Here is a 25120-nt window from a genome sequence, read left to right as displayed (position 1 = left end):
CTCGCCCGCGGCGCACCGAGTTGAGGTGAATTCGTGCGTCTGTTCCCAAACATGAGACAAATCCCGACAGTTCCATGAATCTTCCCCGCAAATGCTCCCCGACACCCAGCCGATTCATCCCAGAAGGCATCCATGGTGAGTGTTCAGAAGCCTCCCGGTGGCCGTGAACGTCCCTACGCACGCGTGCTGTTGCCGCCGGCCATATTGATGGTCGCCGCGACCGGTGCGGCCGTCGCCCTGGGGCCGGCGTCGGCCCGGATCGCCGTCGGCGTGGTCGGGGCCGTGGCCCTGCTGCTGATCCTCGTCACCGGCGCGGAAGCCGCCCGCCGCGGCCGCAGGCTCCGTGAGGAACAGGCCGAGCACGCCCGTCACACCGCGTACCTGGAGCACCGGCTCGCCGCCCACGACGATCTGATCGGGCGCTTCGCGTCCGACGTCATCCCCCACGGCCATCTGCGGCTGCGGGCCGGAGAACCGCTGCGGGACGTGATGGTCAACGGCTACGACGTCGACCCCGAACTGCGCGGCCTGCCCGACTCCTACCGCGAGTTGTTCCGCGCCGCGATGCGCGGAGCCGAGCGCGAGATCAACATGCGCGACGCCACCGAGCAGTCCTTCGTGAGCATCGCCCGCCGCGTCCAGGCCATCGTCCACCAGCAGTCCAACGAACTGCGGGAGATGGAGGAGGACCACGGCCGCAACCCCGAGGTCTTCGACGACCTGCTGCGCATCGACCACGGCACCTCGCTGATCGGCCGGCTCGCCGACACCATCTCCGTCCTCGGCGGCGGCCGGCCCGGCCGCCAGTGGCCGCTGCCGGTCTCCCTCTACAGCACGCTGCGCGGCGCCATGTCGCGGATCCTGGAGTACCGCCGCATCCAGCTGAACTCCATCGTCAACATCAACATCAAGGGCACCTCCGTCGAGCCGGTCATCCACGCCGCCGCCGAGCTCTTCGACAACGCCACCCGCTACTCGCCGCCCACGGCCAAGGTGCACGTCACCGCCACCGAGGTGCAGACCGGCATCGCCATCGAGATCGAGGACGCCGGCGTCAGCCTCAGCGAGGAGTCCCGCGCCCGCATCGAGAAGATGATCGAGGACGCCAAGAACCTCGACGACGCCCACAACCTCGGCGAGAACCCCCGCCTCGGCCTCGCCGTCGTCGGCCGCCTGTGCAAGATGTTCGACATGGAGGTCTCGCTGCGGGCCTCCGCCTACGGCGGCTGCCGCGCGATCCTCGTCGTACCGCGCGTGATGACGACCACCGAGCCCGGTGTCGGTGCCGCCCACGGCATCGGTGCCACCGGCACGCCGATCCCCGCGCTCGGCGCGGTCGAGGGCCCCAAGCGCCCGCCGAAGCGGCGCCGCCCCACCAGCCCCAAGATCCCGGCCGGCATCTCCATGGAGGACGACGCCCCGGTGGTCACCGAGTGGACGGCGGGCGGCCTGCCGCAGCGCCGCAGCCGGATGAAGACACCGATCAGCCAGCGCTTCGCCGAGCAGGCCGAGGTCGAGCAGGCCGAGCGCGAGGGCAGGCCCAGCATCTGGTCGCAGCCCAAGCCCGAACGGGAGCCCGAGATGGACCCCGAGCGCAAGAAGCTCATGGAGCGGCCGCTCGGTCAGGGGATCGAGGACTTCTGGAACGGCCTGCGCAAGGGCATGCCCGAGGGCGCCACCGGACCCGAACTGACCGACTTCACCAGGCACCCGGAAAAGTACGTGCACCTGCTCAACGACTACGCGGACGAGCCCGTCGAGGGCACCACCGAGGCCGACGACGAGGGGGACCACAAGTGATCCAGCAGCGAGGCAACATCGACTGGATGCTCAAGCAGCTCAACGACGGCGTGCCGGGCATCGAGATGATCGTGGTCCTCTCCGCGGACGGACTGCGCATCGCGCGCTACGGCAGCGACCCCGACGCCTGCGACCGGGTGGCCGCCGCCTGCGCGGGCGTACAGAGCCTGGCCGGCGCCATCATCAAGGAGCTTCCCGGCGCCGGCGACATGAAGGTCGTCGTCTTCGAGATCGACGGCGGCTACTTCTACCTCATGAACGCCGGCGACAACGCCTACCTCGCCGTCCTCGCCGACGTGACCTGCGAGCCGGGCCGGATGAGCGGCATGATGCGCGACCTCGTCGTCCGGATCGGCGCCCACCTCACCAGTCCGCCCCGGCGGAACGGGCAGAGCGTATGACTCCTCCGCGACGCAAACGGCGCGAGCCGAAGCCCCCGCCGCCTCCACAGCCGCAGCCCCCGGCGCCCAAGCCGGCGGACGGCGAGGCCGAACCCAAGAACCCCGAACGGCTCTACACCGTCGCCGGGTCCGAGGACGGCGCACGCGCCGACCTCGACCTCGTGACGTTGATCGTGGCGCGCGACGCGCCCCAGATGGCCGCCTCGCCGGAGCAGGCCGCGGTCCTGCGGCTCTGCGCCAACCCCCTGTCCGTGGCCGAGCTCTCGGCCTATCTGAACCTGCCGTTCAGCGCGATGACCGTCCTGCTCACCGAGCTGATCACGGCCGAACGGGTGCAGGTGCGCGCCCCGGTCGTCCGCCGGGCGCTCCCCGACCGTTCACTCCTCGAAGCGGTGATGCATGGACTTCAACGGCTCTGACACCATCCCCGGACCACGCACCGAGGACCATCTGCCGCACACGGCCGAGACCGCGGTGAAGATCGTGATCGTGGGTGGCTTCGGTGTCGGCAAGACGACCATGGTCGGTTCCGTCAGCGACATCAGGCCGCTGACCACCGAGGAGACCATGACCCAGGCCGGCATCGGCGTGGACGACAACTACGGTTCCGAGTCCAAGACGGCCACCACCGTGGCCATGGACTTCGGCCGCATCAGCATCACCGACAAGCTGGTGCTCTACCTCTTCGGCACCCCCGGCCAGGAGCGCTTCTGGTTCCTGTGGAACGGGCTGTTCGAGGGCGCGCTCGGCGCGGTCGTCCTCGTCGACACCCGGCGTCTGGAGGTCAGCTTCGACGTCATGGGCCGGCTGGAGGAGCGCGGCGTGCCCTTCGTCGTCGCCGTCAACTCCTTCCCGGACGCGCCCCGTTACCCGATCGAGGAACTGCGCACCGCGCTCGACCTGACCCCGGAGATCCCGATCATCGACTGCGACGTACGCCGCCGGGCCTCCAGCAAGGAGGTGCTGATGACCCTGATGCGCTTCCTGCACTCGATCGCCCTCTCCCGCGCCCTCGCCTGATCCCCGGCCGACCGACCCCCACACCCTTTCGTTCAGGAGCGACACCGTGACGTCTGAATCCCCGTCCCTGACCGACACAGACCCCACCCCCGGACCCCCGCCGGGCTGCCCCGCGCACCGCCTGGGCCCCGGCGGACTGCACCGGCTCTACGGCCCCGACGCGCAGGACCTCGGCGCCCTCTACGAGCGGCTGCGGGAGGAGCACGGCCCCGTGGCGCCCGTGCTGCTGCACGACGACGTACCGATGTGGGTGGTCCTCGGGCACGCCGAGAACCAGCACCTGGTGCGCAGCCCCTCCGTGTACACCCGTGACAGCCGCATCTGGACCCCGCTGGTCGAGGGCATGGTCAAACCCGACCACCCGCTGATGCCGCACATCGCCTGGCAGCCGATCTGCTCGCACGCCGAGGGCGACGAGCACCAGCGGCTGCGCGCCGCGGTCACCGCGGCCATGGGCACCATCGACCACCGCACCGTGCGCCGCCACATCGGCCGCCACACCCAGGGCCTGGTCAACAGCTTCTGCGAACGCGGCCGGGCCGACCTGGTCTCCCAGTTCGCCGAGCACCTGCCGATGGCCGTCATGTGCGAGATCCTCGGCATGCCCGAGGAGTACAACGACCGGATGGTGCAGGCCGCCCGGGACGCCCTGAAGGGCACCGAGACCGCCATCCAGAGCCATGCCTACGTCATGGACGCGCTCAGCCGGCTCACCATGCGGCGCCGCGCCCGGCCCGAGGAGGACTTCACCAGTCACCTCGTCACCCACCCGGCCGGACTCAGCGACGACGAGGTCCGCGAACACTTGCGGCTCGTCCTCTTCGCGGCCTACGAGGCCACCGTGAACCTCCTCGCCAACGCGCTGCGCATGGTCCTCACCGAGCCGGGCTTCCGCGCCCAGCTCAGCGGCGGCCAGATGACCGTGCCGGAGGCGATCGAGCAGTCCCTGTGGGACGAGCCGCCGTTCAGCACCGTCTTCGGCTACTACGCCAAGCAGGACACCGAGCTGGGCGGGCAGCGGATCCGCAAGGGCGACGGCCTGCTCTTCGCACCCGCGCCGGGCAACCTCGACCCGCGCATCCGCCCCGACCTGTCCGCGAGCATGCAGGGCAACCGCTCCCACCTCGCCTTCGGCGGCGGCCCGCACGAATGCCCCGGTCAGGACATCGGCCGCGCCATCGCCGACGTCGGCGTCGACGCGCTGCTGATCCGGCTGTCCGACATCCAGCTGGACTGTGCGGAGGAGGAGTTGCGCTGGCGTGCGTCCATCGCCTCCCGGCACCTGGTGTCCCTGCCGGTGCGCTTCGAGCCGAAGCCGCAGCAGGACGTCAACGTCCTGCCGAGGCCCGTGCCCGTCCCGCCGCAGCGCAACCGGCCGTCCGGCATTCCGGGCCCGGACCGGCCCGCGGTCGCCGAGCCCCGCCCCGCCGTGCCCGAGCCCGCGGCACCGGCACCGGCGGCGCGCCGCCAGGGCATGTGGCGGCGGCTGCTCAACTGGTGGCGGGGCGAGTAACCGCACCCGAGGCAGCGGCCTCCCGCCTCCTGCCGGGCGGGCTCAGCTCCGGCCGGCCCAGCTGTCGTACGACTCCCAGGCGCGGAGTACACGTCCGCTGACGAACGTGTGCTCCGCGCCGGTCACCGGATCGGTGAACTCCAGCCTGCGAGCGAGCAGTTGCAACGGGCGCCGGAAGTCGCCGGGCGGCACCGGGGCGGTCACCTCCGGATACAGCGGGTCGCCGAGGATGGGCACGCCGAGCGCGTTCAGATGCACCCGCAGCTGATGGGTCTGCCCGGTCGCCGGAACCAGCCGGTACCGGGCCGACCCGCCCCGGTGCTCGGTGAGCTCGACGTACGTCTCCGCGTTCGGCTCGCCGTCCACCTCCCGGGCCGCCTGCACCCCGCGCTCCTTGACGATCCGGCTGCGCACGGTCCGGGGCAGGTCCAGCGAGGGGTCGTACGGCGCGATCGCCTCGTACTCCTTGCGCACCCGCCGGTCCCGGAACAGCGTCTGGTACGCCCCGCGTTCCTCGGGCCGCACGGTGAACAGCACCAGCCCCGCCGTCAGCCGGTCCAGGCGGTGCGCGGCGGTCAGCGTCGGGATGCCCAGCTCGCGCCGCAGCCGGGCCAGCGCGGTCTCGGCGACATGGCTGCCGCGCGGGGTCGTGGCGAGGAAGTGCGGCTTGTCGGCGACGACGATGTGCGCGTCGCGGTGGACGACCTCCACCGGGAACGGCACCGGCACCTCGGCGGGCAGCTCGCGGTGGAACCACACGAACATCCCCGGCTCGTACGGCGCGTCCGGCGCCACCGCGCGCCCGTCGGCGCCGACGATCCGCCCGGAGCCGAACATCGACTCGATCATTCCGGGCGCCGCCCCCGTCAGCCGCTCCACCAGATGCTCCCGCACGGTGGCCCACGTCCCGCCGTACGGCAGCCGCACCCGCACGGGATCGACCCCGTCTCGCTGGGGGAGCGGGGCGGGCGGGGGTGGCGTACGGCGTCTCATCGGGGTCAAGGGTACGAGGCGGAAACCGCTGGGCCGGCGGCCGTGCGGTGGGCAGGATGTGGATCATGCCGTATCTCAACAGCCCGGTCGTCCCGGCCGGCACCCTCGCCCGTGTCCCCCAGCCCAGCCTTCCCGGCGGCGACGGGCTGCTGCTGCGCCCCTGGCAGGCGAAGGACGCGCCCGCCGTGTACGCCGCCTTCCAGGATCCGCTGATGCACCAGTGGCACATCAGGTCCGCCGACTCCGAGGAGGAGGTCGCCGGCTGGATCGCGCAGTGGCAGAGCTGCTGGAAGGACGAGAGCGAGGCCCAGTGGGCCGTCGTGGACGCGGACACCGACGAACTGCTGGGCCGCGTCGCGCTGCGCCAGATCCTGCTCGGCGACGGCTGCGCCGAGGTCGCGTACTGGACGGTGGCACGCGCGCGTGGCCGGGGCGTCGCGGTCCGGGCCACCACCACGCTGTCCCGCTGGGCGTTCGAGGAGATCGGTCTGCACCGTCTCGAACTCTCCCACGCCACCGCGAACGAGGCCTCCTGCCGCGTGGCCGAGAAGGCCGGCTTCGCGGCCGAGGGCACCAGGCGCAGCGCCCTCCTCCACCGCGACGGCTGGCACGACATGCACCTCCACGCACGCGTGCGGGGCGACTGACCGCGGCATGCCATCACTTCGCGATACGCGATACATGGAGGAGATCCAGCGCGGCACCCTCGACCGGTTCCTGACCACCCCGGTCAGCCGGGCCGCGCTGATGAATGGCAACGTCGTCAACAACGGCCTGGTCACGGCGTTCCCGTCGGTGGTCATCGTGCTGCTCGGCCTGCTCGGCGGCGCGGACTACCCCGGCGGCGCCGGCGGCATCGCGATCCTCGTGCTGTCGGCCGTCCTGCTCGGCACCGTCTTCGGGGCCCTGTCCAACGCGCTCGGCATGCTCGTGCGCGAACGGGAGTCGATCATCGGCATCAACACCTTCCTGCTGCTGCCGCTGACCTTCCTCTCCAGCGCCTTCATGGCACCCTCGCAGATGCCCGGCTGGAGTGAGGTCCTCGGCCGCGGCGGTGCGCTGCTCGTGCTCGCCGTCGCGGCGGTGTGGCTGTCGATCCGCACCTTCCGCTCCTACCAGCGGTCGGTGTGATGATGTAGGACATGCCGCCCTACGACCTCGCGAACCGGCTCGTCGTCGGAGTCGCCTCCAGCGCCCTGTTCGATCTGCGGGAGTCGGACGCCGTCTTCCGCGAGCAGGGCGAGGAGGCCTACCGGGCCTACCAGGAGGAGAACGTGGACAACGCGCTCCGGCCCGGGGTCGCGTTCGCGTTCATCCGCAGGCTGCTGTCGCTGAACGACCTCGGCGAGCCGGGAGACCCGCTCGTCGAGGTCATCATCCTCTCCCGCAACGACCCCGACACCGGCCTCAGGGTCATGCGCTCGATCGAGGCACATGAACTGCCGGTCAGCCGGGCCGTGTTCATGCAGGGCAAGGCACCGTACGCGTTCATGACCGCGCTGAACATGTCCCTGTTCCTGTCCGCGAACGGCGACGACGTACGCGAGGCGGTCGCGGCCGGCCTGCCGGCCGGGCACGTGCTCGGGTCGTCGTACGCGGACGACCCGGCCGACCCGGAGCTGCGGATCGCGTTCGACTTCGACGGGGTGCTCGCCGGCGATGCCGCCGAGCAGGTGTACCAGTCCGGCGGTCTGGAGGAGTTCCGCGCGCACGAGAGCCGCAACGCGGCGACCCCGCACGACCCGGGACCGCTGCGGGACTTCCTCGCCGGTGTGAACCGCATACAGCGCCGGGAGGAGGAACGGCGCAGGACCGACCGCGGCTACCCGACCCGGGTCCACGTCTCCATCGTGACCGCGCGCGCCGCGCCGGCGCACGAGAGGGCCGTACGGAGCCTGAAGCAGTGGGGCGTGACGGTCAACGGCGCCTTCTTCCTCGGGGGCATCGAGAAGGGCGCGGTGATGAAGGTGCTCAGGCCGCACATCTTCTTCGACGACCAGGTGACGCACCTGCAGAGCACGTCCCGGACCACACCGAGCGTGCACGTCCCGTTCGGCAAGATCAACGAGAGCTGAGCCGGGGGCCGCTGTCAGGCCGCCGCCGAGCCGCTCTCCTGCTCGGCCTCGATACGGGCGTTCCACTCCCGCTTGGAGGCCTGCCAGCCGTCCTCGTTGTGGCCGAGGCGCCAGTAGCCGGAGATCGACAGGTCCTCGCGCGGGATGCTCAGCTCGACCCGCAGCAGCCGGCGCAGTTCCTTCACGAAGCCCGCCTCGCCGTGCACGAACGCGTGCATGCGGCCCTCGGGGAACTCCAGGGCGCGTACCGCCTCCAGCAGCGCCTCGCCGACCGGCCGGTCCCCCCGGTGCAGCCAGACGACCGCCACGTCGGAGCCGATCTTCTGCTCCTCCTCGGGGCCGGACACCTCCACGAAGGCATGGGCGCGGGCGCCGGCGGGCAGCGCCTCCAGGGCCCGCGCGATCGCGGGCAGCGCGCTCTCGTCTCCGGCGAGCAGATGCCAGTCGGCCGCGGGGTCCGGGGCGTAGGCGCCGCCGGGGCCCATGAAGCGCACCGGCTCGCCAGGCCGCACCCGGCAGGCCCACGGGCCGGCCAGGCCCTCGTCGCCGTGGACGACGAAGTCCAGGGTCAGCTCGCGGTGTTCGGGATTCCAGGCGCGCACGGTGTACGTCCGGGTCACCGGCCACTGCTCCCGCGGGAACTCCGCCCGGATCCGCTCCAGGTCGAAGGGTTCCGGGTAGGTCACGCCCTCGGGGCCGAAGAGCAGCTTCACATAGTGGTCGGTGCAGGTGTCCGCCGCGAAGTCGGCCAGGCCCTCGCCGCCGAGCACCACGCGCTGCATGTGCGGGGTCAGCCGCTCGGTGCGGACCACGTGGGCGGTGCGGGTCTTGCGCGGCTTCCGTACCGGACGCTCTGCCATCACGACCTCCTGCAAGATGGTTAGGTTTACCTAAGTTAGCATCTCGCCCTGCGGTCACACCTCTTTCCCGGCTGCCGGCGGAGAGCCCTTTGCCGGAATATTCCGGTCGCGGTCACTCGGGTCCCACCGCGAGGGTGGTCAGCAGCCGCTGCAGGGAGCCGCCGAGCCCCCAGCGCTTGGCCAGCTGCTCCAGGGCCGCCGGGTCCCGCGGTGCCCGCGGCAGAGCCGTGTCGACGTCCGGCAGCGGTACGTCGTCCGCCACCCGCACCACCTTCGGCGCCACCGCGACATAGGGGCCGGCCTCGGTGAGCCGCCTGCGCTGCGACGGCGTGAGCTTCGTCCCCGGGTCGTCGACCGCCGCCATGATCCCGGCCAGGTCGCCGAACTCGGCGAGCAGCTTGGCGGCCGTCTTCTCGCCGATCCCGGCCACGCCCGGCAGGCCGTCGCTCGGGTCGCCGCGCAGCAGCGCCAGATCCGCGTACCCCCGCCCGTCGACCCCATACTTCTCGCGCAGCACCGCCTCGTCGGTCAGCTGCAGGGTGCCGACGCCCTTCAGCGGGTACAGCACCCGGATCCCGCGCGCGTCGTCCACCAGCTGGTACAGATCGCGGTCGCCGGTGACGATGTCCACCGGGCCCGTGGCGCGCGCGGTGAACGTGCCGATCACGTCGTCCGCCTCGTACCCCGCGACGCCGACCCGGGCGATGCCGAGCGCGTCCAGTACCTCCTCGATGACCGGCACCTGCGGGGAGAGGGTGTCCGGCACCTCCTCCACGTCCGGCGCGTCCTCGTGTTCCTCGGCGACCCGGTGGGCCTTGTAGGTGGGGATGAGGTCCACCCGCCACTGCGGCCGCCAGTCGGCGTCCATGCAGGCCACCAGATGCTGCGGCCGGTGGTCCCTGACCAGCCGGTCGATGAAGTCCAGCAGTCCGCGCACGGCGTTCACGGGCGTGCCGTCGGGTGCCTTCACGGAGTCCGGGACGCCGAAGTAGGCGCGGAAGTACAGCGATGCGGTGTCGAGCAGCATGAGTCGTCCGGTCACGTTCGCATCATGCCGTACCGCACCGACAGTCACCCGGCCGACGACAGCAGCCACCTCCAGCGCGGCCGCTCGGTGACGAGGGTCGCGCCGGCCAGCAGGGTCACGGGAACGGCGGCCCAGGCCGGCCACAGCCACCAGGCCGAGACCACGGCGGCCACCAGGTGGAGCAGGACGAACAGGATGGTGACGCCGCCCGGGACGGGGACGATCACGGTGGCCTTGTCGCCCGGTGTGGAGAACACCGTGGGCAGGCCGACGAGCACCACCAGCGCGAGCACGGCCAGGGTCCAGGAGTGCCCGGAAAGGGCCCACGGCGTGGCCACCCAGGCGACCAGTTCGGTGGCGAAACGCAGCGCGGACGCGTGTCTGTCGTCGGGTCGTTCCACGGTTGCCCCCCTCAACAGCGGTAGGCGGGCATCGTAGACCGCGCTGTGAGCTGAGCCACTTAAAAGTTTGACCATCTCGATCCCGGGGAGGCGCGGCCATTGTCCCGCCCCCGAGACGAGAGGTACGCGTGCACCCCAGGCTTGAGGCCGAGCACCTGTTCAAGGTGTTCGGCAGAGGACCGGACCGAGCGGTGGAACGCCTGCGACAGGGCGCGGACCGGAAGGAGTTGCGCGCCGACGGCAGCACCGCCGCCGTGATCGACGCCTCCTTCCGCGTCGAGGCGGGCGAGATCTTCGTCGTCATGGGCCTGTCGGGCTCCGGCAAGTCCACCCTGCTGCGCATGCTCAACGGCCTGCTGGAGCCGACCGCGGGCAGCGTCCGCTTCGACGGCCAGGACCTGACCGCGCTCACCGCCCGCGAACTGCGCGAGCTGCGCTCGAAGAAGATCAGCATGGTGTTCCAGCACTTCGCGCTGTTCCCGCACCGCAGCGTCCGCGACAACGCCGCCTACGGCCTGGAAGTGCAGGGCGTGCCCCGCGCCGAGCGCGAGCGCCGCGCCGACGAGGCGCTCGCGCTGTGCGGCCTGGCCGGCTGGGAGGGCTCCTGGCCTGACGAGCTGTCCGGCGGCATGCAGCAGCGCGTCGGCCTGGCCCGGGCCCTGGCCACCGACGCCGACCTGCTCCTGATGGACGAGTCCTTCAGCGCCCTGGACCCGCTGATCCGCCGCGACATGCAGGACCAGCTCCTGGACCTGCAGAAGACCCTGAAGAAGACCATCGTCTTCATCACCCACGACCTCAACGAGGCCATGCGCCTCGGCGACCGCATCGCCGTCATGCGCGACGGCCGCATCGTGCAGACCGGCACCGCCGAGGACATCCTGCTGCGCCCCGCGAACGACTACGTCGCCTCCTTCATCCAGGACGTCGACCGCTCCCGCGTGCTGACCGCCGCCGCCGTCATGGACACCGACCTGCGCGGCGACGAGGCCGACTGCGGCTGCGAGACCGCGGCCCCCGACACGCCGTTCACCGACCTGTGCGCCATCAGCGCGCGCGTGCCGCACGCGGTGGCCGTCCTCGACACCCGCCGCAGCCTCGTCGGCGTCGTACCCCGCCGCCGCCTCGTCGGCTTCCTCGGCGACGAACACGGCGCGCCGACGGCCTGCGACAACCAGCGCGACCAGGGCGGGAAGAAGGTGATCAGCCGTGCCTAGGATCCATCTCGGCGACTGGGTCGACTCCGGCGTCAACTGGCTGGTGAATCACCTCTCCTGGCTCTTCGACGCCGTCAAGGCGGTCATGGAGGGCATGTACGACGGCATCGACGCCGTCCTCGGCGCGCCCCAGCCGCTGCTGATGGCGGGCATCCTCGCCGTCATCGCCTGGTGGCTGCGCGGCCTCACCGCCGGCGTCCTCGCCTTCGCCGGATTCGCGCTGGTCGACTCGCTCGACCTGTGGGACCAGGCCATGTCCACCCTCGCCCTGGTCCTGGTGGCGACCCTGATCGCGCTGGCGGTCTCGCTGCCGCTGGGCATCTGGGCGGCCCGCTCCAAGGCGGTCGGCGCGGTCGTACGACCCGTCCTGGACCTGCTCCAGACCATGCCCTCGATGGTCCTGCTCATCCCGGCCATGCTGTTCTTCGGCCTGGGCACCGCCGCCGGTGTCGTCGCCACCCTGATCTTCGCGCTCGCCCCCGGCGTGCGCATGACCGAGCTGGGCATCCGCCAGGTCGACGCCGAACTGGTCGAGGCCGCCGAGGCGTTCGGCACCGCACCGCGCGACATCCTGTGGCGCGTCCAGCTGCCGCTCGCCCTGCCCACCATCATGGCCGGCGTCAACCAGGTGATCATGCTGGGTCTGTCCATGGTCGTCATCGCCGGCATGGTCGGCACCGGCGGCCTCGGCGGCGCCGTCAACGAGGCCATCGGCCAGCTCGACATCGGCTACGGCTTCGAGGCGGGCGTCGGCATCGTCGTCCTCGCCATCTACCTGGACCGCATCACCGGCGCCCTCGGCACCCAGCTCTCCCCGCTGGGCCGCAGGGCCGCCGCCAAGGCACCCACGCGCGCGTGGTCGTACCGCCCGCGCCCGGCCGTCGCCGTCGTCGGCGTGGTCGTGCTCGCGCTCGTCGCGGGCGGCATGGGGATCTTCGGCTCGCCCGCCGGCACCTCCTCCGAGGCCTCCGGCACGAACGTCGGCAAGGGCCAGGAGATCAGGATCGGCTACATCCCCTGGGACGAGGGCGTCGCCTCGACCTTCCTGTGGAAGGAGATCCTTCAGGAACGCGGCTTCAAGGTCACCACCACCCAGTACGCGGCCGGCCCCCTCTACACCGGCCTCGCCACCGGCCAGCTCGACTTCGAGACCGACTCCTGGCTGCCCACCACCCACGCCGAGTACTGGAAGAAGTACGGCAACCGGCTCGACGACCTCGGCTCGTGGTACGGCCGGACCTCCCTGGAGCTGACCGTCCCGTCCTATGTGAAGGACGTGAACTCCCTGGCGGACCTGAAGGACCACGCCTCCGAGTTCGGCGGCAAGATCGTCGGCATCGAGCCCAGCGCGGGCGAGATGGGCCTGCTCAAGAGCAAGGTCCTCAAGGAGTACGGCCTCGACGGCACGTACCAGGTCGTCGACGGCTCCACCCCGGCCATGCTCGCCGAGCTCGAGCGCGCCTACGCCAGGAAGCAGCCGGTCGTCGTCACCCTGTGGTCCCCGCACTGGGCCTACAGCGACTACGGCCTGAAGAAGCTCAAGGACCCCAAGGGCGCCTGGGGCGCCGGCGACGGCGTGCACACCCTGGCCCGCAAGGGCTTCACCCAGGACAACCCGCAGGTCGGCCGCTGGCTCAAGGATTTCTCCATGACCGAGAAGCAGCTCACCGGTCTGGAGGCGCGGATCCAGAAGGCCGGCAAGGGCAAGGAGCAGGACGCCGTGCGCGCCTGGTTGCGCGAGCACCCCGGCCTGATCGACAAGTGGGCCCCGGTCGCCAGGAAGGGCGCCAAGAGCCAGGCGGCCGGGTGACCTGACCGTCCCGGACCGCCACCCGAGGGGCGGGCAGCGCCGGACGCCGTCGAGCGTCCGGCGCGGCCCGCCCCTCGCGGCATCGGCGGGCAGCGTCGCCAACTCCTTCCCGACACGACAGGGATCCGGCCAACCACGGTGCGTGACGAACCTTGGCCCCCACCCAGGCGGCAGCCCCTGCTGGTCGGCATGTTCGCGTCGGCCCGGACTGCGCCCAGGACCGGCCCGTGGCCCCGTCACGGTGGCGCGAACCGTGAGGGTGGCGGCTCGGCAGCATGTCGGGTATGTGACAGCCGCGTGAAACGGTTTGCCGAACATGCGTAGGGTGCAGAGAAGTCATCGGAAGAGGTGTGTCCAGACCCGGGCACCCGGACAGCGGCACGACGAGCGAGGGAGGGAGCCGGAGCGATGGGCGACCACAAAGAACAGCAGCCCGTGCGGGTGGGCGCGGCCGTCCGGCGGCGCCGCCGTGCCCTGGAGCTGACCCTCGCCGTCGTGGCCGAGCGCAGCGGCCTGTCGGTGCCCTTCCTCAGCCAGGTCGAGAACGACCGGGCCCGCCCCAGCCGCACCTCGCTGGAGAAACTGGCCGACGCCCTGCGCACCACGGCCGTCGAACTCCTCGCCGCCGCCGACCCGGCGGCCAGCGTGGACGTCGTCCGCGCCGACCTGGCCGCCGAGGGCGACCTCGCGCCCCGGACCCGCTCCCTGGTGCGCGGCCACCACCAGCTGCACGCCTCCGAGTTCACCGGCGACCACGACGCCGGCCGCGAGTTCCAGCACCGCAACGACGAGCTGATGTACGTCGCCGACGGCGCGGTGGAGATCGAGGCCGAGGGGCGCGCGTACCGCCTCGGGCGAGGCGACACCCTCTATCTGACCGGAGGGGTACGTCATCGCTGGCGGGCGACGGTGCCGGACACCCGGGTCGTCGTGGTGGCGGTCGCCGAGCACATCGAGGCCGTTCAGGACCGGTCGCGCTGATGGTGGCGCGGATCGTCTCCCTGGTTCCGTCGTTGACCGAGGCGGTGGCCGTCACGCTGCCCGGCGCCCTCGTCGGCGCCACCGACTGGTGCACCCACCCGGCCGGCCTGGACGTCACCAGGCTCGGCGGTACCAAGAACCCCAAACTCGACCGCATCCTCGCCCTCGCCCCCGACCTCGTGATCGCCAACGAGGAGGAGAACCGCGCCCCCGACCTGGACGCCCTGCGCGCCGCGGGCCTCCCCGTGCTGGTCACCGAGGTGCGGAGCGTGCCGCAGGCCTTCGCCGAGCTGGCCCGGGTGCTCATCGCGTGCGGTGCGCCGGGGCGCCCGCGCTGGCTGGCGGAGGCGGAGGAGGCCTGGGCGGCGCCGCCCCGGCCCGAGGCCCGGACGACCACGGTGGTACCGATCTGGCGCCGGCCCTGGATGGTCCTCGGCCGGGACACCTTCGCCGGTGACGTCCTGGCCCGGCTCGGCGCCGGCCACCTGTACGCCGGCCACCCCGACCGCTACCCGCGCGTCCCGCTGGACGAACTGCGGGCAGCGGCCCCTGAGCTGGTGGTGCTGCCCGACGAGCCCTACCGCTTCACCGCCGACGACGGCCCCGAGGCCTTCCCCGGCCTGCCCTGCGCCCTGGTCAGCGGGCGGCACCTGACCTGGTACGGCCCGTCTCTGGCCGAGGCGCCACGGGTGCTGTCCGAGGCGCTGCGAGCAGCTCGCCGCTGAGCAGACCGCGCACGGTGCCGGTGGCGGCCGCCAGCCAGGCGGCGGCGAGCAGGGCGTACAGCCCGACGGCCAGCGCGTCGTAGACCGCGAGACCGGTGTGCCGGGCGAGCGCCATCGCGCCGGTGACACACGTGCCCACCGGGAAGGTGAACGCCCACCAGCTCATCGTGAACCGCATGCCCTGCCGGCGGGCCCGCACCACGTGCGCGGTCGCCAGCGCCAGCCACAGCAGCGCGAACCCCATGACCGGCACCCCGTACAGGACGGCGAAGACGGCGAGGCCGCGGGCGTCCGCGGCCGGTACGACACCCGGGGCGCCGTCCGCGATCTTGCCGACCGCGGTGGTGGACTGCCCGAGCGGGCCGAGGACCAGGAACAGGGTCGGGGTGAGGGCGAGCGGCAGTGGGCCCGAGACCAGCCGGGCGAAGACCAGCGACAGCATCAGCAGCGTCGCGAGCAGGCTCAGCCCGAACAGCGCGAGGCAGCCCAGCAGCAGGGTCTCGCGGGGCTGGCCCGCCGGCAGATACGGCACCAGCAGCGGGCCGAGCGCGGCCGACACCATGGGCGCGACCAGCGGCAGCAGCCAGGCCGGGCTCGCCTGCGCGGGCTCGACGCGATGCCGTACGGCCATCAGGTACGGCACGGCCACGGCGGCCGCGAGCCCGACCGCCGTACCCGCGGTGAACAGCACGGCGTCCAGGGCGACGGCGGTGCCGGTGCCGATCAGCGCGCGCCCTGCCGTCAGGGCGCCGCCGCCGACCGCCAGCAGGGCCATCGACAGGCAGCCGTAGAAGGGGGCCGTGGCCGGGTCCAGGAGATCCGCGCGGGCCCGGTCGCGATGGTGGACCCACCGCACGGTCCGGGCCGCGAGCAGGGCCACCAGCATGATCAGGGACAGGGCCCAGGCTCCGGCGAAGACATCGCGCAGACCTGTCGCGTGCACGGGCAGGGCGACGCCGGCCGAGCCGAGGATGGCGGTGCCCATGACGGCGGCGTACCAGTTGGGGCCCAGGTGGCGGACCCGTTCGGTGCGCAGGACGGAAGCGGTGGACAAGGGCTGGGCTGCGGTGACCATGGCTTCACCGTGCCGCCGCCGCTCTCCCCTGACCAGGGAGTTCATTTCTATCAGGGCATAAGCTGGTCTTATGAGCGAGGCGGAGGGGCGGCGGCGGGAGCGCACGGAACCGGAGCACACGGCGTCACTGGCGCACCGGGTGCCCGACCTGGCCGCGCTGGAACTGCTGCTGGCGGTGGCGCGGCTGGGCAGTCTCGGCGCGGCGGCGCGCGAGGTCGGCATCACCCAGCCCGCCGCCAGCAGCCGGATCCGCTCCATGGAACGGCAACTGGGCGTGGCCCTCGTGGACCGCTCGCCGCGCGGCTCCCGGCTCACGGACGCGGGCGCCCTGGTGACGGACTGGGCCCGCCGGGTGGTCGAGGCGGCGGCGGCCTTCGACGCGGGTGCGCGGGCGCTGCGGGACCGGCGGGACTCGCGCCTCAGGGTCGCGGCGAGCATGACCATCGCCGAGTACCTGCTCCCGGGCTGGCTCCTCGCGCTGCACGCCGAGCGGCCCGACACGGCCGTGTCACTGCTCGCGGGCAACTCGGCCAAGGTCGCGGAACTCCTGCTGGCCGGAGAGGCCGACCTCGGGTTCGTGGAGGGCCTGTCGGTCCCGACGGGCCTGGACTCCGCCGTCATCGCCCGCGACCGCCTGATCGTCGTCACCGCGCCCGGCCATCCCTGGGCCCGGCGTCGGCGCCCCGTGACGGCGCAGGAGCTGGCGGGCACCCCGCTGATCCTCCGCGAGCGCGGCTCCGGCACCCGGCAGGTCCTGGACGCGGCGCTCGGCGGCCTCGCCCGCCCCCTGATCGAGCTGTCCTCCACCACGGCGGTCAAGGCGTCCGCCGTCAGCGGCGCGGGCCCCTCGGTCCTCAGCGAGCTGGCCGTGGGCGAGGAACTGTCGATGCGGCGCCTGGTCAGCATCCCGGTGGAGGGCGTCTCCCTGCACCGCGAGCTGCGAGCGGTCTGGCCGACGGGACACCGACCGACCGGTCCGGCACGGGAGTTGCTGTCGCTGACGCGGGGGTGAGCGGGCGTCCCTCCGAGCACGGCTCGCTCGGGACCAGCCCGGGGCAGGTGAGCTTCACCTGCCCACGCCGACGGGACACCCCGAAGCCGACGGTACTGCAACTACCCAAGGAACACGGGCACTGCGCGACCAGCCCACCACGCGCCCGGACTCGGTAGATGGTCGTCGAACGGCGGCGTTGTTTCGCCGCACCGGCACTTGGCAGATGGCTGTTGAACGGCGGTGCTGTTCCGTCGGCACTCGCACTCGGCCGATGGCGGTTGAGCGACGGTACTGTACCGCTGGCACTCGCACCGGCAGTTGGCGGTTGAACGGCGGTGCTGTTCCGTCGGCACCCGCACTCGGCCGATGGCGGTTGAGCGACGGTGCTGTACCGCTGGCATTCGCACCGGCAGATGGCAGTTGAACGGCGGTGCTGTTCCGTCGGCACCCGCACCCGGCAGACGGCCGCTGAACCACGGCGTTGTTCCGCCGCACCCGCACCCGCACCGGGCAGAGACGCCCACTGAGCAAGGACGCTGCCCCCGGCATCCGACCCCCCGTAGGCGGTCCCCACCCCCACGGCGACACCCGCACGGCACCCCAGCCGGTCAAGGACCCGTACCCGGCAATCACGGCGAACTCCCCGGCGATGCATCGAAAATCCTTCGCCAAGCCGCGCAGCGGACCGGCACCATGCTGCGCATGACCGTCACCGCCCCGGCCGCCGCAGGCGTCCGCGCCCCCTGGGAAGACCTCCCGACCGCCGTCCGTGACGCCGTCGGCGAGATGCTCGGGGCGCCGGTCGTACGGTCGGAGACACAGCGCGGGGGTTTCTCGCCGGGCGTGGCCGCGCGGGTGCGGACCGCCGCGGGCGGCACCGGCTTCGTCAAGGCGGTGAGCGGCGCAGCCAACCCGCACAGCCCCGGCCTGCACCGCCGGGAGGCCCGGATCGCCGCCGCGCTCCCGGCCGCCGTACCCGCGCCGCGGCTGCTCGGGACGTACGACGACGGCACCTGGGTGGCGCTGGTCTTCGAGGAGGTGGCCGGGCGCCAGCCGCACGTGCCCTGGCGGCCGGACGAGCTGCGCCGGGTGCTCGACGCCGTGACCGTGCTCGGCCGCACCGGCACACCGTGCCCGATCGACGTCCCGCCCGTCGCCGAGGACCTGGCCGACGCCTTCGACGGCTGGCGCCGACTGCTCGACGGCGAGGCAGGTGAGGGCGGCGAGGTGCGCGACCGGCTCGGTGCCTGGACCGCCGGCCATCTGCCCGACCTCGCCGCGCTGGAAGCCGGCTGGGCCGAGGGCGCCTCGGGGGACACCCTGGCCCATGCCGACCTGCGCGCGGACAACGTGCTGCTCACGGCCGACGGGGGCGTCGCCTTCGTGGACTGGCCGCACGCCGTGCGCGCCGCGCCCTGGTTCGACCTGCTCGTCATGCTGCCGTGCGTGCGGGCGCAGGGCGGGCCCGATCCCGAGGAGGTGTTCACCGCGCACCCGCTGGGCCGGGACGCCGACCCGGACGCCGTGACCGCCGCACTGGCCGGCCTCAGCGGCTTCTTCCTGCGCCGCTCCCTGAACCCGGCACCGCCGGGACTGCCCACCCTGCGCCCCTTCCAGCGTGCCCAGGGCGATGCCGCCCTGGAGTGGCTCAGAAAGCGGCTGTGACTCAGGAAGCGGCCGTCACCAGCGCCGACATCACCCGCAGGTCCTCGCCCATCTCGGGGTGCCACTGGACGCCCAGCACCCAGCCCCGCTCCGCGGGCAGCTCGACCGCCTCCACCGTGCCGTCCGCGGCGTAGGCCGACGGCACCAGTCCGGCGCCGAGCCGGTCCACGGCCTGGTGGTGGTAGGTGGGCACGGTCGTCTCCTCCGGGACGATCCCGGCGTACAGGCTCCCCGGCACCGGCTTCACCGGGTGGCCGCCGAACACGCCGACCACCTCCGCGTGCCCCTCCAGGTGCTGGACCAGCGTCCCGCCGAGCGCCACGTTCAGCAGCTGCATGCCGCGGCAGATGCCCAGCACCGGCATTCCGGCGTCCAGGGCGGCTCCGATCAGGGCCAGTTCCCAGGCGTCCCGGGCGACGGCGGGCGGTCCCGTACGGGGCTCGCGCTCGGCGCCGTACCGGGCCGGGTCCACGTCCGGGCCGCCGGCGATCACCAGGGCGTCCAGCCGGGCCACCGTCTCCGCCGCGCGCTCGGGCGCGTCCGGCGGCAGCATCGCGGCCAGCCCGCCGGCCCGCTGCACCAGCCGCGGATAGCCGGCCGGCAGCAGCGCCGCGTCCAGCTCCCACACGCCCCAGCGCGCGCCGGTCTCCAGATAGGTGCTGATGCCGATCAGCGGTCGTACGGTCATGCCGCCCTCCCCGGAAGCAAAAGGTTTACTTTCACACCTTTACAAGGGTGCGCTCATGTCAGGAAGCCCCGCAACAGCGCCGCCGTGCCCGCGCAGTGCTCGCGCATCATCTCCCGCGCGCCGTCCGCGTGCCCGTCCAGCACCGCCTCGACCAGCGCGGTGTGCTGGCGCTGCGAGTGCTCCAGGTTGCGCACCAGCAGCGGGATGCAGTCGAGCAGGTCGTTCACCGTGGCCCGGACCGCCGCGTACTGCGCGGTCAGGGAGGGGGATCCGCACAGCTCGGCGAGGGTCAGGTGGAGCAGGGTGTCCAGGCGGCGGTAGTCGGCCAGCGGGGCGTCGTGCGTGCGGGCCAGCGCCTCGCGCAGCCGGTCCGCCCGCTCGTCCGTCAGCCCGTGCGCCGCGCACAGCCCGGCCGCGCCCACCTCCAGCACCTCGCGGAAACGCAGCACGTCCTCGACGTCGACCTCGGCGATCCGCCGCCGCAGTTCGTCCTCCCCGCCGGCGTCCGTGCGCGGCAGGACGAACGTTCCGCCGTAGCGCCCGCGCCGGGCCTCCACCAGCCCCTGGTCCTGGAGCACCTTCAGCACCTCGCGCAGCGTCACCCGGCTGATCCCGAGCCGCTCCGCCAGCTCCCGCTCGGCCGGCAGCCGTTCCCCGCCCGGCACCAGCCCCAGCCGCACGACCTGGAGGATCTGCTCCAGCGCCTCCTCGAAGCCGTTGCCCGCCCGCACCGGCCGCAGCACCGGAGCGAGTCGGTCGGCCACCTGCTGCGCATCCCTCTCCCGCGACATCCGGCCGTACCCCCTTCCCAAGCAATGGTTCTGAGCAATACCTTATGGCTCCCGGCCCGGCCGAAGAAGCGCGAAGGCGCCGAAGGAGGCTCTCCCGTGGCAGACCGCACACCCCCGCTCGGCGTCGAGGAACTGCACGCCCTCGTCGCGAGCGGCGAGATCGACACCGTCGTCCTGGCCTTCCCCGACATGCAAGGGCGGCTGCAGGGCAAGCGGTTCGCCGCCCGTTTCTTCCTGGACGAAGTCCTGCACCACGGCACCGAGGGCTGCAACTACCTCCTCGCCGTCGACACCGAGATGAACACCGTCGACGGCTACGCGATGTCCTCCTGGGACCGCGGCTACGGCGACTTCGCCATGCACCCCGACCTCAGCACCCTGCGCCGCGTCCCCTGGCACCCCGGCACCGCCCTGCTCGTCGCCGACCTCGCCTGGAACGACGGCTCCCCGGTCGTCGCCGCGCCCCGCCAGATCCTGCGCCGCCAGCTGGAACGGCTCGCCGAGCTCGGCTACACCGCCCAGGTCGGCACCGAGCTGGAGTTCATCGTCTTCAAGGACTCCTACGAACAGGCCTGGGACGCGGGCTACCGGGGCCTCACCCCGGCCAACCAGTACAACGTCGACTACTCGATCCTCGGCACCGGCCGCATCGAGCCCCTGCTGCGCCGGCTGCGCAACGACATGGCCGGCGCCGGCCTCACCGTCGAGTCCGCCAAGGGCGAGTGCAACCCCGGCCAGCATGAGATCGCCTTCCGCTACGACGAGGCCCTCGTCACCTGCGACCAGCACGCGCTGTACAAGACCGGCGCCAAGGAGATCGCCGCCCAGGAGGGCGTCTCGATCACCTTCATGGCCAAGTACAACGAGCGCGAGGGCAACTCCTGCCACATCCATCTCTCGCTCGCCGACGCCGCCGGCACCAACGCCATGGCGGGCCCCGAGGGGATGTCGGACGTCATGCGGCACTTCCTCGCCGGACAGCTCGCCGCCCTGCGCGACTTCTCGCTCCTCTACGCCCCGAACATCAACTCCTACAAGCGGTTCCAGCCGGGCTCCTTCGCCCCCACCGCCGTCGCCTGGGGCCACGACAACCGCACCTGCGCCCTGCGCGTGGTCGGCCACGGCCGCTCCCTGCGCTTCGAGAACCGCCTCCCCGGCGGGGACGTGAACCCCTACCTCGCCGTCGCCGGTCTCGTCGCGGCCGGCCTGTACGGCATCGAGCAGCAGCTGGAACTGCCCGAGCCGTGCCCGGGCAACGCCTACACCGCCGACTTCGAGCACGTGCCGACGACTCTCCGCGAGGCCGCCGACCTGTGGGAGAACAGCCCGATCGCGAAGGCCGCCTTCGGCGACGAGGTCGTCGCGCACTACCGGAACATGGCGCGCGTCGAGCTGGAGGCCTTCGACGCCGCGGTCACCGACTGGGAGCTGCGCCGCTCCTTCGAACGCCTGTGACAACGCCTGTGAAAGGTCATCACGTGTCCGACCCGCACGAGCTCGTCGTCCTCAACCCCGCCACCGAAGAGGTCGTCGCCACCGTCCCCGCCGCGAGCGAGCAGGACGTGGCCGCCGCCGTCGCACGGGCCACGCGCGCCCAGACCGGATGGGCCGCCCTCGCCCCCGCCGACCGGGCCCGGCTGCTGCGCCGCTTCGCCGACACCGTCGACGCGCACCTCGAGGAACTCGCCCGGCTGGAGGTCCGCGAGGCCGGCCACACCGTCGCGGGCGCCCGCTGGGAGGCCGGCAACGCCCGCGACCTGCTGCTGTACGCGGCCGGTGGCGCCGAGCGCCTCCTGGGCAAGCAGATCCCGGTGCCCGGCGGCTGGAACGTCACCTTCCAGGAACCCCTGGGTGTGGTGGGGGTGATCGCCCCCTGGAACTTCCCCATGCCGATCGCCGCCTGGGGCTCCTTCCCGGCGCTCGCGGCCGGCAACGCGGTCGTCCTCAAACCCGCCGAGACCACCCCGCTCACCGCGCTCCGCCTCGCCGAACTCGCCCTGGAGGCGGGCCTGCCCGAGCACGTGTTCCAGGTGCTGCCCGGTTACGGCCACACCGCCGGCCGCGCCCTGGTCGACCACCCGGACGTGGCGAAGATCGTGTTCACCGGGTCCACCCGCACCGGCCGCGAGGTCATGGAGCACTGCGCGAGGCTCGTCAAGCCGGTCACCCTCGAACTCGGCGGCAAGAGCCCCAACATCGTCTTCGCCGACGCCGACCTCGCCGCCGCCCTGGACCCCTTCTCCTTCCTGGACAACTCCGGCCAGGACTGCTGCGCCCGCACCCGCATCCTCGTGCAGGAGCCGGTGCTGGAGGACGCCCGCGCGTTCCTCGCCGACGCCCTCGCCTCCGTCGTCGTGGGCGACCCGGCCGACGACAAGACCCAGATGGGCCCGCTGATCTCCCGTCAGCAGCTGGACCGCGTACGGTCGTACGTCCCCGAGGACGCCCCCGCCCTGCGCGGCAGTGCCCCCGAGGGCCCCGGCTTCTGGTTCGCGCCGACGGTCCTGACGGGGGAGCGGCCGGACGGCCGGGCGGCCCGCGAGGAGATCTTCGGCCCGGTCGCCGTCCTGCTGCCCTTCACCGACGAACAGGACGCGATCCGCCTCGCCAACGACACCCCCTACGGCCTCTCGGGCTCCCTGTGGACCCGGGACCTCGGCCGTGCCCTGCGCGTCTCCCAGGCCGTGCGCGCGGGCAACCTGTCCGTCAACTCCCACTCCAGCGTCCGCTACTGGACCCCGTTCGGCGGCTTCAAGCAGTCCGGCCTCGGCCGCGAACTCGGCCCCGACGCCCTGACCGCCTTCACCGAAACCAAGAACGTCTTCATCAGCACGGAGGGCCCCGCACAGTGACCGACAACAGTGTTTGCCGCCGCCTGGTCGGCCGTACCGCCGTCGTGACCGGAGCCGGCAGCGGCATCGGCCTCGCCACCGCCCGGCGGCTCGCCTCCGAGGGCGCCCACGTGGTCTGCGCGGACGTGGACGAGGTCCGCGGCAAGGCCGTCGCCGACGAGGTCGGCGGACTCTTCGTGAAGACCGACGTCACCGACCCCGAGCAGGTCGAGGCGCTGTTCCAGGCGGCCTACGACACCTACGGCAGCGTCGACGTCGCCTTCAACAACGCCGGCATCTCCCCGCCCGACGACGACTCCATCCTGGAGACCGGCCTGGAGGCCTGGAAGCGCGTCCAGGAGGTCAACCTCACCTCCGTCTACCTGTGCTGCAAGGCCGCCATTCCCTACATGCGGCGCCAGGGCAAGGGCTCCATCATCAACACCGCGTCCTTCGTGGCCCGGATGGGCGCGGCGACCTCGCAGATCTCCTACACCGCGTCCAAGGGCGGCGTCCTCGCCATGTCGCGCGAGCTCGGCGTGCAGTTCGCGCGGGAGGGCATCCGCGTCAACGCCCTGTGCCCGGGGCCGGTCAACACCCCGCTCCTGCAGGAGCTGTTCGCCAAGGACCCGGAGCGGGCCGCGCGCCGTCTGGTGCACATCCCGGTCGGCCGGTTCGCCGAGGCCGAGGAGATCGCCGCCGCCGTCGCCTTTCTGGCCAGCGACGACTCCTCCTTCGTCAACGCCACCGACTTCCTGGTGGACGGCGGAATCGCTGGCGCGTACGTCACGCCCCTGTAGGCCGGCCGGTCAGAGGAAGGTCTGCCCCTCACCCCGGTAGGTCGGCACCGTCGCCGTCACCTCGTCGCCCTCGACGAGGTGCAGCGCGTCGAACCGCTCGCACAGCTCGCCCGCCTTGGCGTGCCGGAACCACACCTTGTCGCCGATGAGGAGGTCGTCGGCGGGCGAGCCGAGCAGCGGGGTCTGCACCTCGCCGGGGCCCTCCTGGGGGTCGTACTCCAGCCCCTCCGGCAGGTACGGCACCGGCAGCCGGTCGCGGCCGGCGGCCCCGGAGGCCGGATAGCCGCCGCCGAGCACGGTGACCACGCCGACTCCCGGGCGGCGTACGACGGGCTGGGCGAAGAGAGCGGCCGGACGGCCGGTGAAGGACGTGTAGTTGTCGAACAGGCGCGGCACGTACAGCCCCGAACCGGCCGCTATCTCGGTCACGGACTCCTCGGCGGCGGTGTGCTGCACACTGCCCGTGCCGCCGCCGTTGACGAACTCCAGGCCAGGCACGACCTCCCGTACCGCGCGCACCACCTCGGCCCGCCGCTCGGCCAGCTCCCGGCGCGCGGCCGCCTGCATCAGCCGGATGGCCCGGGACCTCAGCGGCCGCCCGGCCACCGCGTCCCCGACGCCCGCGATGTGCCCCTCGTACGCCATGATCCCGACCAGCCGGAAGCCCGGGCGCCGGGCCACCGACCGGGCCAGCTCGGCGAGTTGGGCGGGGGAGTGCAGCGGTGAGCGGCGCGCCCCGACCCGGAACCGGCCGCCGAGCAGCTTCAGCGAGGTGTCCAACTCCAGGCACACACGCACCACTTCGCGTCCGCCGTCGCGGGCGGCGTCGATGAGGTCGAGGTGCGCCGGGTCGTCCACCATCACGGTCACCGCACCGGCGAGCTTGGGATCGGCGGCCAGCTCCGCGAAGCCGCCGCGGTCGGCGGACGGATAGGCCAGCAGGACGTCGTCGAACCCGGAGCGGGCGAGCCACAGCGACTCGGCCAGGGTGAACGACATGATGCCCTGGAAGCCGTCCATCGCCAGGACGCGCTCCAGCAGCGCCCGGCAGCGAACCGACTTGCTGGCGACCCGGACCGGCTTGCCGGCGGCCCGCCGGACGAGATCGGCCGCGTTGGCGTCGAAGGCGTCCAGGTCCACGATCGCGAGAGGGGCGTCGAGATGGGCGGTGGCCCGGTCGTAACGGGCCCGGTCGGCGGCGCGCGCAGTCATGACGGAAGCCTGCCAGACAGGATTACCGCAGGGTAGGGGGACGTTCCGGGCAGATGCCCCGGCGTCCCGGACTGGTTCCGATTCCGGTCCGGACAACCCGTAGAGTGACGCGCACGTACGGCGGAAGGCGCCCGGCCGCTTCACCTGAACCGGGATGCCGGTCCAGCCGTACGGGTATGCGTGCCCGGGACGGCTTTCGCGCCGGGCGCGGCCGAGCAGCGCAGCGGCCCGCGTACGTGAG

General features: G+C 72.6%; 24 protein-coding genes and 1 pseudogene. 17 read left to right on the top strand and 8 right to left on the bottom strand.

Features of this window, described 5'->3' with window-relative positions; translation table 11 throughout:
- The first annotated feature begins 132 nt into the window (after nucleotides 1-132).
- Genes ACQPXS_RS12145 through ACQPXS_RS12125 form a run of 5 tightly spaced genes read left to right on the top strand, consistent with a single transcriptional unit; the run spans nucleotide 133 to nucleotide 4734 of the window.
- Nucleotides 133-1800: an ATP-binding protein gene (locus tag ACQPXS_RS12145; protein ID WP_433449218.1), complete on the top strand. Its 1668-nt coding sequence runs from the start codon at nucleotides 133-135 to the stop codon at nucleotides 1798-1800.
- A complete protein-coding gene (locus ACQPXS_RS12140; protein WP_351804233.1) occupies nucleotides 1797-2201 on the top strand; it encodes a roadblock/LC7 domain-containing protein in 405 nt (134 codons plus the stop codon). The genes ACQPXS_RS12145 and ACQPXS_RS12140 overlap by 4 nt, the downstream gene beginning before the upstream one ends.
- On the top strand, nucleotides 2198-2620 hold the full coding sequence (locus ACQPXS_RS12135; RefSeq protein ID WP_433449217.1) for a DUF742 domain-containing protein: 423 nt from the start codon (nucleotides 2198-2200) through the stop codon (nucleotides 2618-2620). The genes ACQPXS_RS12140 and ACQPXS_RS12135 overlap by 4 nt, the downstream gene beginning before the upstream one ends.
- On the top strand, nucleotides 2601-3221 hold the full coding sequence (locus tag ACQPXS_RS12130; RefSeq protein ID WP_356311303.1) for a GTP-binding protein: 621 nt from the start codon (nucleotides 2601-2603) through the stop codon (nucleotides 3219-3221). Before ACQPXS_RS12135 ends, ACQPXS_RS12130 begins: the two co-directional genes overlap by 20 nt.
- Before the next feature lie 46 nt (nucleotides 3222-3267).
- Nucleotides 3268-4734 (top strand): cytochrome P450, encoded by a 1467-nt coding sequence (locus ACQPXS_RS12125; protein WP_433449216.1) that lies wholly within the window; start codon nucleotides 3268-3270, stop codon nucleotides 4732-4734.
- A gap of 42 nt (nucleotides 4735-4776) precedes the next feature.
- On the opposite strand, the gene ACQPXS_RS12120 is transcribed toward ACQPXS_RS12125, so the two are convergent.
- Nucleotides 4777-5727, bottom strand: a complete 951-nt coding sequence (locus ACQPXS_RS12120; protein ID WP_433449215.1) for an RluA family pseudouridine synthase — start codon at nucleotides 5725-5727, stop codon at nucleotides 4777-4779.
- 65 nt (nucleotides 5728-5792) lie between these two features.
- Between ACQPXS_RS12120 and ACQPXS_RS12115 the strand changes: the two genes are divergently transcribed.
- The 3 genes and pseudogenes from ACQPXS_RS12115 to ACQPXS_RS12105 all read left to right on the top strand — a co-directional run bounded on the left by ACQPXS_RS12115 (nucleotide 5793) and on the right by ACQPXS_RS12105 (nucleotide 7802).
- Nucleotides 5793-6374 carry a GNAT family N-acetyltransferase gene (locus tag ACQPXS_RS12115; protein WP_433449214.1) on the top strand — a complete coding sequence of 194 codons (582 nt, stop codon included), beginning with the start codon at nucleotides 5793-5795 and terminating at the stop codon, nucleotides 6372-6374.
- Between the two features lie 34 nt (nucleotides 6375-6408).
- Nucleotides 6409-6858 (top strand): annotated as a pseudogene (locus ACQPXS_RS12110) (ABC transporter permease); the annotation flags it as partial.
- An 11-nt stretch (nucleotides 6859-6869) separates the two neighbouring features.
- Nucleotides 6870-7802 (top strand): 5'-nucleotidase, encoded by a 933-nt coding sequence (locus tag ACQPXS_RS12105; RefSeq protein WP_433449213.1) that lies wholly within the window; start codon nucleotides 6870-6872, stop codon nucleotides 7800-7802.
- Nucleotides 7803-7816: 14 nt separating this feature from the next.
- On the opposite strand, the gene ACQPXS_RS12100 is transcribed toward ACQPXS_RS12105, so the two are convergent.
- From ACQPXS_RS12100 to ACQPXS_RS12090, 3 genes are all read right to left on the bottom strand, one after another.
- Nucleotides 7817-8662, bottom strand: coding sequence for a siderophore-interacting protein (locus ACQPXS_RS12100; RefSeq protein WP_433449212.1), 846 nt, complete (start codon nucleotides 8660-8662; stop codon nucleotides 7817-7819).
- Between the two features lie 112 nt (nucleotides 8663-8774).
- Complete coding sequence (locus tag ACQPXS_RS12095) at nucleotides 8775-9704, bottom strand: 5'-3' exonuclease (RefSeq protein ID WP_433449211.1); 930 nt, start codon at nucleotides 9702-9704, stop codon at nucleotides 8775-8777.
- A gap of 29 nt (nucleotides 9705-9733) precedes the next feature.
- A complete protein-coding gene (locus tag ACQPXS_RS12090; protein ID WP_433449210.1) occupies nucleotides 9734-10090 on the bottom strand; it encodes a hypothetical protein in 357 nt (118 codons plus the stop codon).
- Nucleotides 10091-10218: 128 nt separating this feature from the next.
- Here ACQPXS_RS12090 and ACQPXS_RS12085 point away from each other — a divergent pair, with 128 nt between their 5' ends.
- From ACQPXS_RS12085 to ACQPXS_RS12070, 4 genes are all read left to right on the top strand, one after another.
- Entirely contained in the window at nucleotides 10219-11307 is a 1089-nt protein-coding gene (locus tag ACQPXS_RS12085; RefSeq protein ID WP_433449209.1) for a quaternary amine ABC transporter ATP-binding protein, read from the top strand.
- Nucleotides 11300-13117 (top strand): ABC transporter permease/substrate binding protein, encoded by a 1818-nt coding sequence (locus ACQPXS_RS12080; protein ID WP_433449208.1) that lies wholly within the window; start codon nucleotides 11300-11302, stop codon nucleotides 13115-13117. Before ACQPXS_RS12085 ends, ACQPXS_RS12080 begins: the two co-directional genes overlap by 8 nt.
- A 408-nt stretch (nucleotides 13118-13525) precedes the next feature.
- Nucleotides 13526-14098, top strand: a complete 573-nt coding sequence (locus ACQPXS_RS12075) for a helix-turn-helix domain-containing protein (RefSeq protein WP_351804259.1) — start codon at nucleotides 13526-13528, stop codon at nucleotides 14096-14098.
- Nucleotides 14098-14823: a helical backbone metal receptor gene (locus ACQPXS_RS12070; RefSeq protein WP_433449207.1), complete on the top strand. Its 726-nt coding sequence runs from the start codon at nucleotides 14098-14100 to the stop codon at nucleotides 14821-14823. Before ACQPXS_RS12075 ends, ACQPXS_RS12070 begins: the two co-directional genes overlap by 1 nt.
- On the opposite strand, the gene ACQPXS_RS12065 is transcribed toward ACQPXS_RS12070, so the two are convergent.
- Nucleotides 14735-15898 carry a TDT family transporter gene (locus ACQPXS_RS12065; RefSeq protein ID WP_433449206.1) on the bottom strand — a complete coding sequence of 388 codons (1164 nt, stop codon included), beginning with the start codon at nucleotides 15896-15898 and terminating at the stop codon, nucleotides 14735-14737. The genes ACQPXS_RS12070 and ACQPXS_RS12065 overlap by 89 nt on opposite strands.
- 70 nt (nucleotides 15899-15968) lie before the next feature.
- Between ACQPXS_RS12065 and ACQPXS_RS12060 the strand changes: the two genes are divergently transcribed.
- A complete protein-coding gene (locus tag ACQPXS_RS12060; protein WP_365330400.1) occupies nucleotides 15969-16910 on the top strand; it encodes a LysR family transcriptional regulator in 942 nt (313 codons plus the stop codon).
- Nucleotides 16911-17594: 684 nt separating this feature from the next.
- Nucleotides 17595-18557 carry a phosphotransferase gene (locus tag ACQPXS_RS12055; protein ID WP_433449205.1) on the top strand — a complete coding sequence of 321 codons (963 nt, stop codon included), beginning with the start codon at nucleotides 17595-17597 and terminating at the stop codon, nucleotides 18555-18557.
- 1 nt (nucleotide 18558) lies between these two features.
- On the opposite strand, the gene ACQPXS_RS12050 is transcribed toward ACQPXS_RS12055, so the two are convergent.
- Both ACQPXS_RS12050 and ACQPXS_RS12045 read right to left on the bottom strand, forming a co-directional pair.
- Nucleotides 18559-19245: a gamma-glutamyl-gamma-aminobutyrate hydrolase family protein gene (locus tag ACQPXS_RS12050; protein ID WP_365330404.1), complete on the bottom strand. Its 687-nt coding sequence runs from the start codon at nucleotides 19243-19245 to the stop codon at nucleotides 18559-18561.
- A gap of 53 nt (nucleotides 19246-19298) precedes the next feature.
- Nucleotides 19299-20036 carry a FadR/GntR family transcriptional regulator gene (locus tag ACQPXS_RS12045; protein ID WP_433449204.1) on the bottom strand — a complete coding sequence of 246 codons (738 nt, stop codon included), beginning with the start codon at nucleotides 20034-20036 and terminating at the stop codon, nucleotides 19299-19301.
- Between the two features lie 96 nt (nucleotides 20037-20132).
- Between ACQPXS_RS12045 and ACQPXS_RS12040 the strand changes: the two genes are divergently transcribed.
- From ACQPXS_RS12040 to ACQPXS_RS12030, 3 genes are read left to right on the top strand one after another with little or no spacing between them, the layout of a single operon-like run.
- Nucleotides 20133-21491: a glutamine synthetase family protein gene (locus ACQPXS_RS12040; protein ID WP_433449203.1), complete on the top strand. Its 1359-nt coding sequence runs from the start codon at nucleotides 20133-20135 to the stop codon at nucleotides 21489-21491.
- Between the two features lie 23 nt (nucleotides 21492-21514).
- Entirely contained in the window at nucleotides 21515-22888 is a 1374-nt protein-coding gene (locus tag ACQPXS_RS12035; protein ID WP_433449202.1) for an aldehyde dehydrogenase family protein, read from the top strand.
- Nucleotides 22885-23667, top strand: coding sequence for a 3-oxoacyl-ACP reductase (locus tag ACQPXS_RS12030; RefSeq protein ID WP_351804277.1), 783 nt, complete (start codon nucleotides 22885-22887; stop codon nucleotides 23665-23667). Before ACQPXS_RS12035 ends, ACQPXS_RS12030 begins: the two co-directional genes overlap by 4 nt.
- Before the next feature lie 9 nt (nucleotides 23668-23676).
- Here ACQPXS_RS12030 and ACQPXS_RS12025 read toward each other — a convergent pair whose 3' ends face one another.
- Nucleotides 23677-24879 (bottom strand): amino acid deaminase/aldolase, encoded by a 1203-nt coding sequence (locus ACQPXS_RS12025; protein ID WP_433449201.1) that lies wholly within the window; start codon nucleotides 24877-24879, stop codon nucleotides 23677-23679.
- Nucleotides 24880-25120: the final 241 nt, after the last annotated feature.

It is taken from the genome of Streptomyces sp. CA-142005 (assembly GCF_050942335.1).
Taxonomy (GTDB): Bacteria; Actinomycetota; Actinomycetes; order Streptomycetales; family Streptomycetaceae; genus Streptomyces.
This window is presented reverse-complemented; position numbering and strand designations above follow the sequence as displayed.

Coding starts and splice junctions, on each gene's coding strand:
- ACQPXS_RS12145 (WP_433449218.1), top strand. CDS start 133: ATGGTGAGTGTTCAGAAGCCTCCCGGTGGCCGTGAACGTCCCTACGCA.
- ACQPXS_RS12135 (WP_433449217.1), top strand. CDS start 2,198: ATGACTCCTCCGCGACGCAAACGGCGCGAGCCGAAGCCCCCGCCGCCT.
- ACQPXS_RS12130 (WP_356311303.1), top strand. CDS start 2,601: ATGGACTTCAACGGCTCTGACACCATCCCCGGACCACGCACCGAGGAC.
- ACQPXS_RS12120 (WP_433449215.1), bottom strand. CDS start 5,727: ATGAGACGCCGTACGCCACCCCCGCCCGCCCCGCTCCCCCAGCGAGAC.
- ACQPXS_RS12115 (WP_433449214.1), top strand. CDS start 5,793: ATGCCGTATCTCAACAGCCCGGTCGTCCCGGCCGGCACCCTCGCCCGT.
- ACQPXS_RS12105 (WP_433449213.1), top strand. CDS start 6,870: ATGCCGCCCTACGACCTCGCGAACCGGCTCGTCGTCGGAGTCGCCTCC.
- ACQPXS_RS12100 (WP_433449212.1), bottom strand. CDS start 8,662: ATGGCAGAGCGTCCGGTACGGAAGCCGCGCAAGACCCGCACCGCCCAC.
- ACQPXS_RS12075 (WP_351804259.1), top strand. CDS start 13,526: ATGGGCGACCACAAAGAACAGCAGCCCGTGCGGGTGGGCGCGGCCGTC.
- ACQPXS_RS12070 (WP_433449207.1), top strand. CDS start 14,098: ATGGTGGCGCGGATCGTCTCCCTGGTTCCGTCGTTGACCGAGGCGGTG.
- ACQPXS_RS12065 (WP_433449206.1), bottom strand. CDS start 15,898: ATGGTCACCGCAGCCCAGCCCTTGTCCACCGCTTCCGTCCTGCGCACC.
- ACQPXS_RS12060 (WP_365330400.1), top strand. CDS start 15,969: ATGAGCGAGGCGGAGGGGCGGCGGCGGGAGCGCACGGAACCGGAGCAC.
- ACQPXS_RS12055 (WP_433449205.1), top strand. CDS start 17,595: ATGACCGTCACCGCCCCGGCCGCCGCAGGCGTCCGCGCCCCCTGGGAA.
- ACQPXS_RS12050 (WP_365330404.1), bottom strand. CDS start 19,245: ATGACCGTACGACCGCTGATCGGCATCAGCACCTATCTGGAGACCGGC.
- ACQPXS_RS12045 (WP_433449204.1), bottom strand. CDS start 20,036: ATGTCGCGGGAGAGGGATGCGCAGCAGGTGGCCGACCGACTCGCTCCG.
- ACQPXS_RS12025 (WP_433449201.1), bottom strand. CDS start 24,879: ATGACTGCGCGCGCCGCCGACCGGGCCCGTTACGACCGGGCCACCGCC.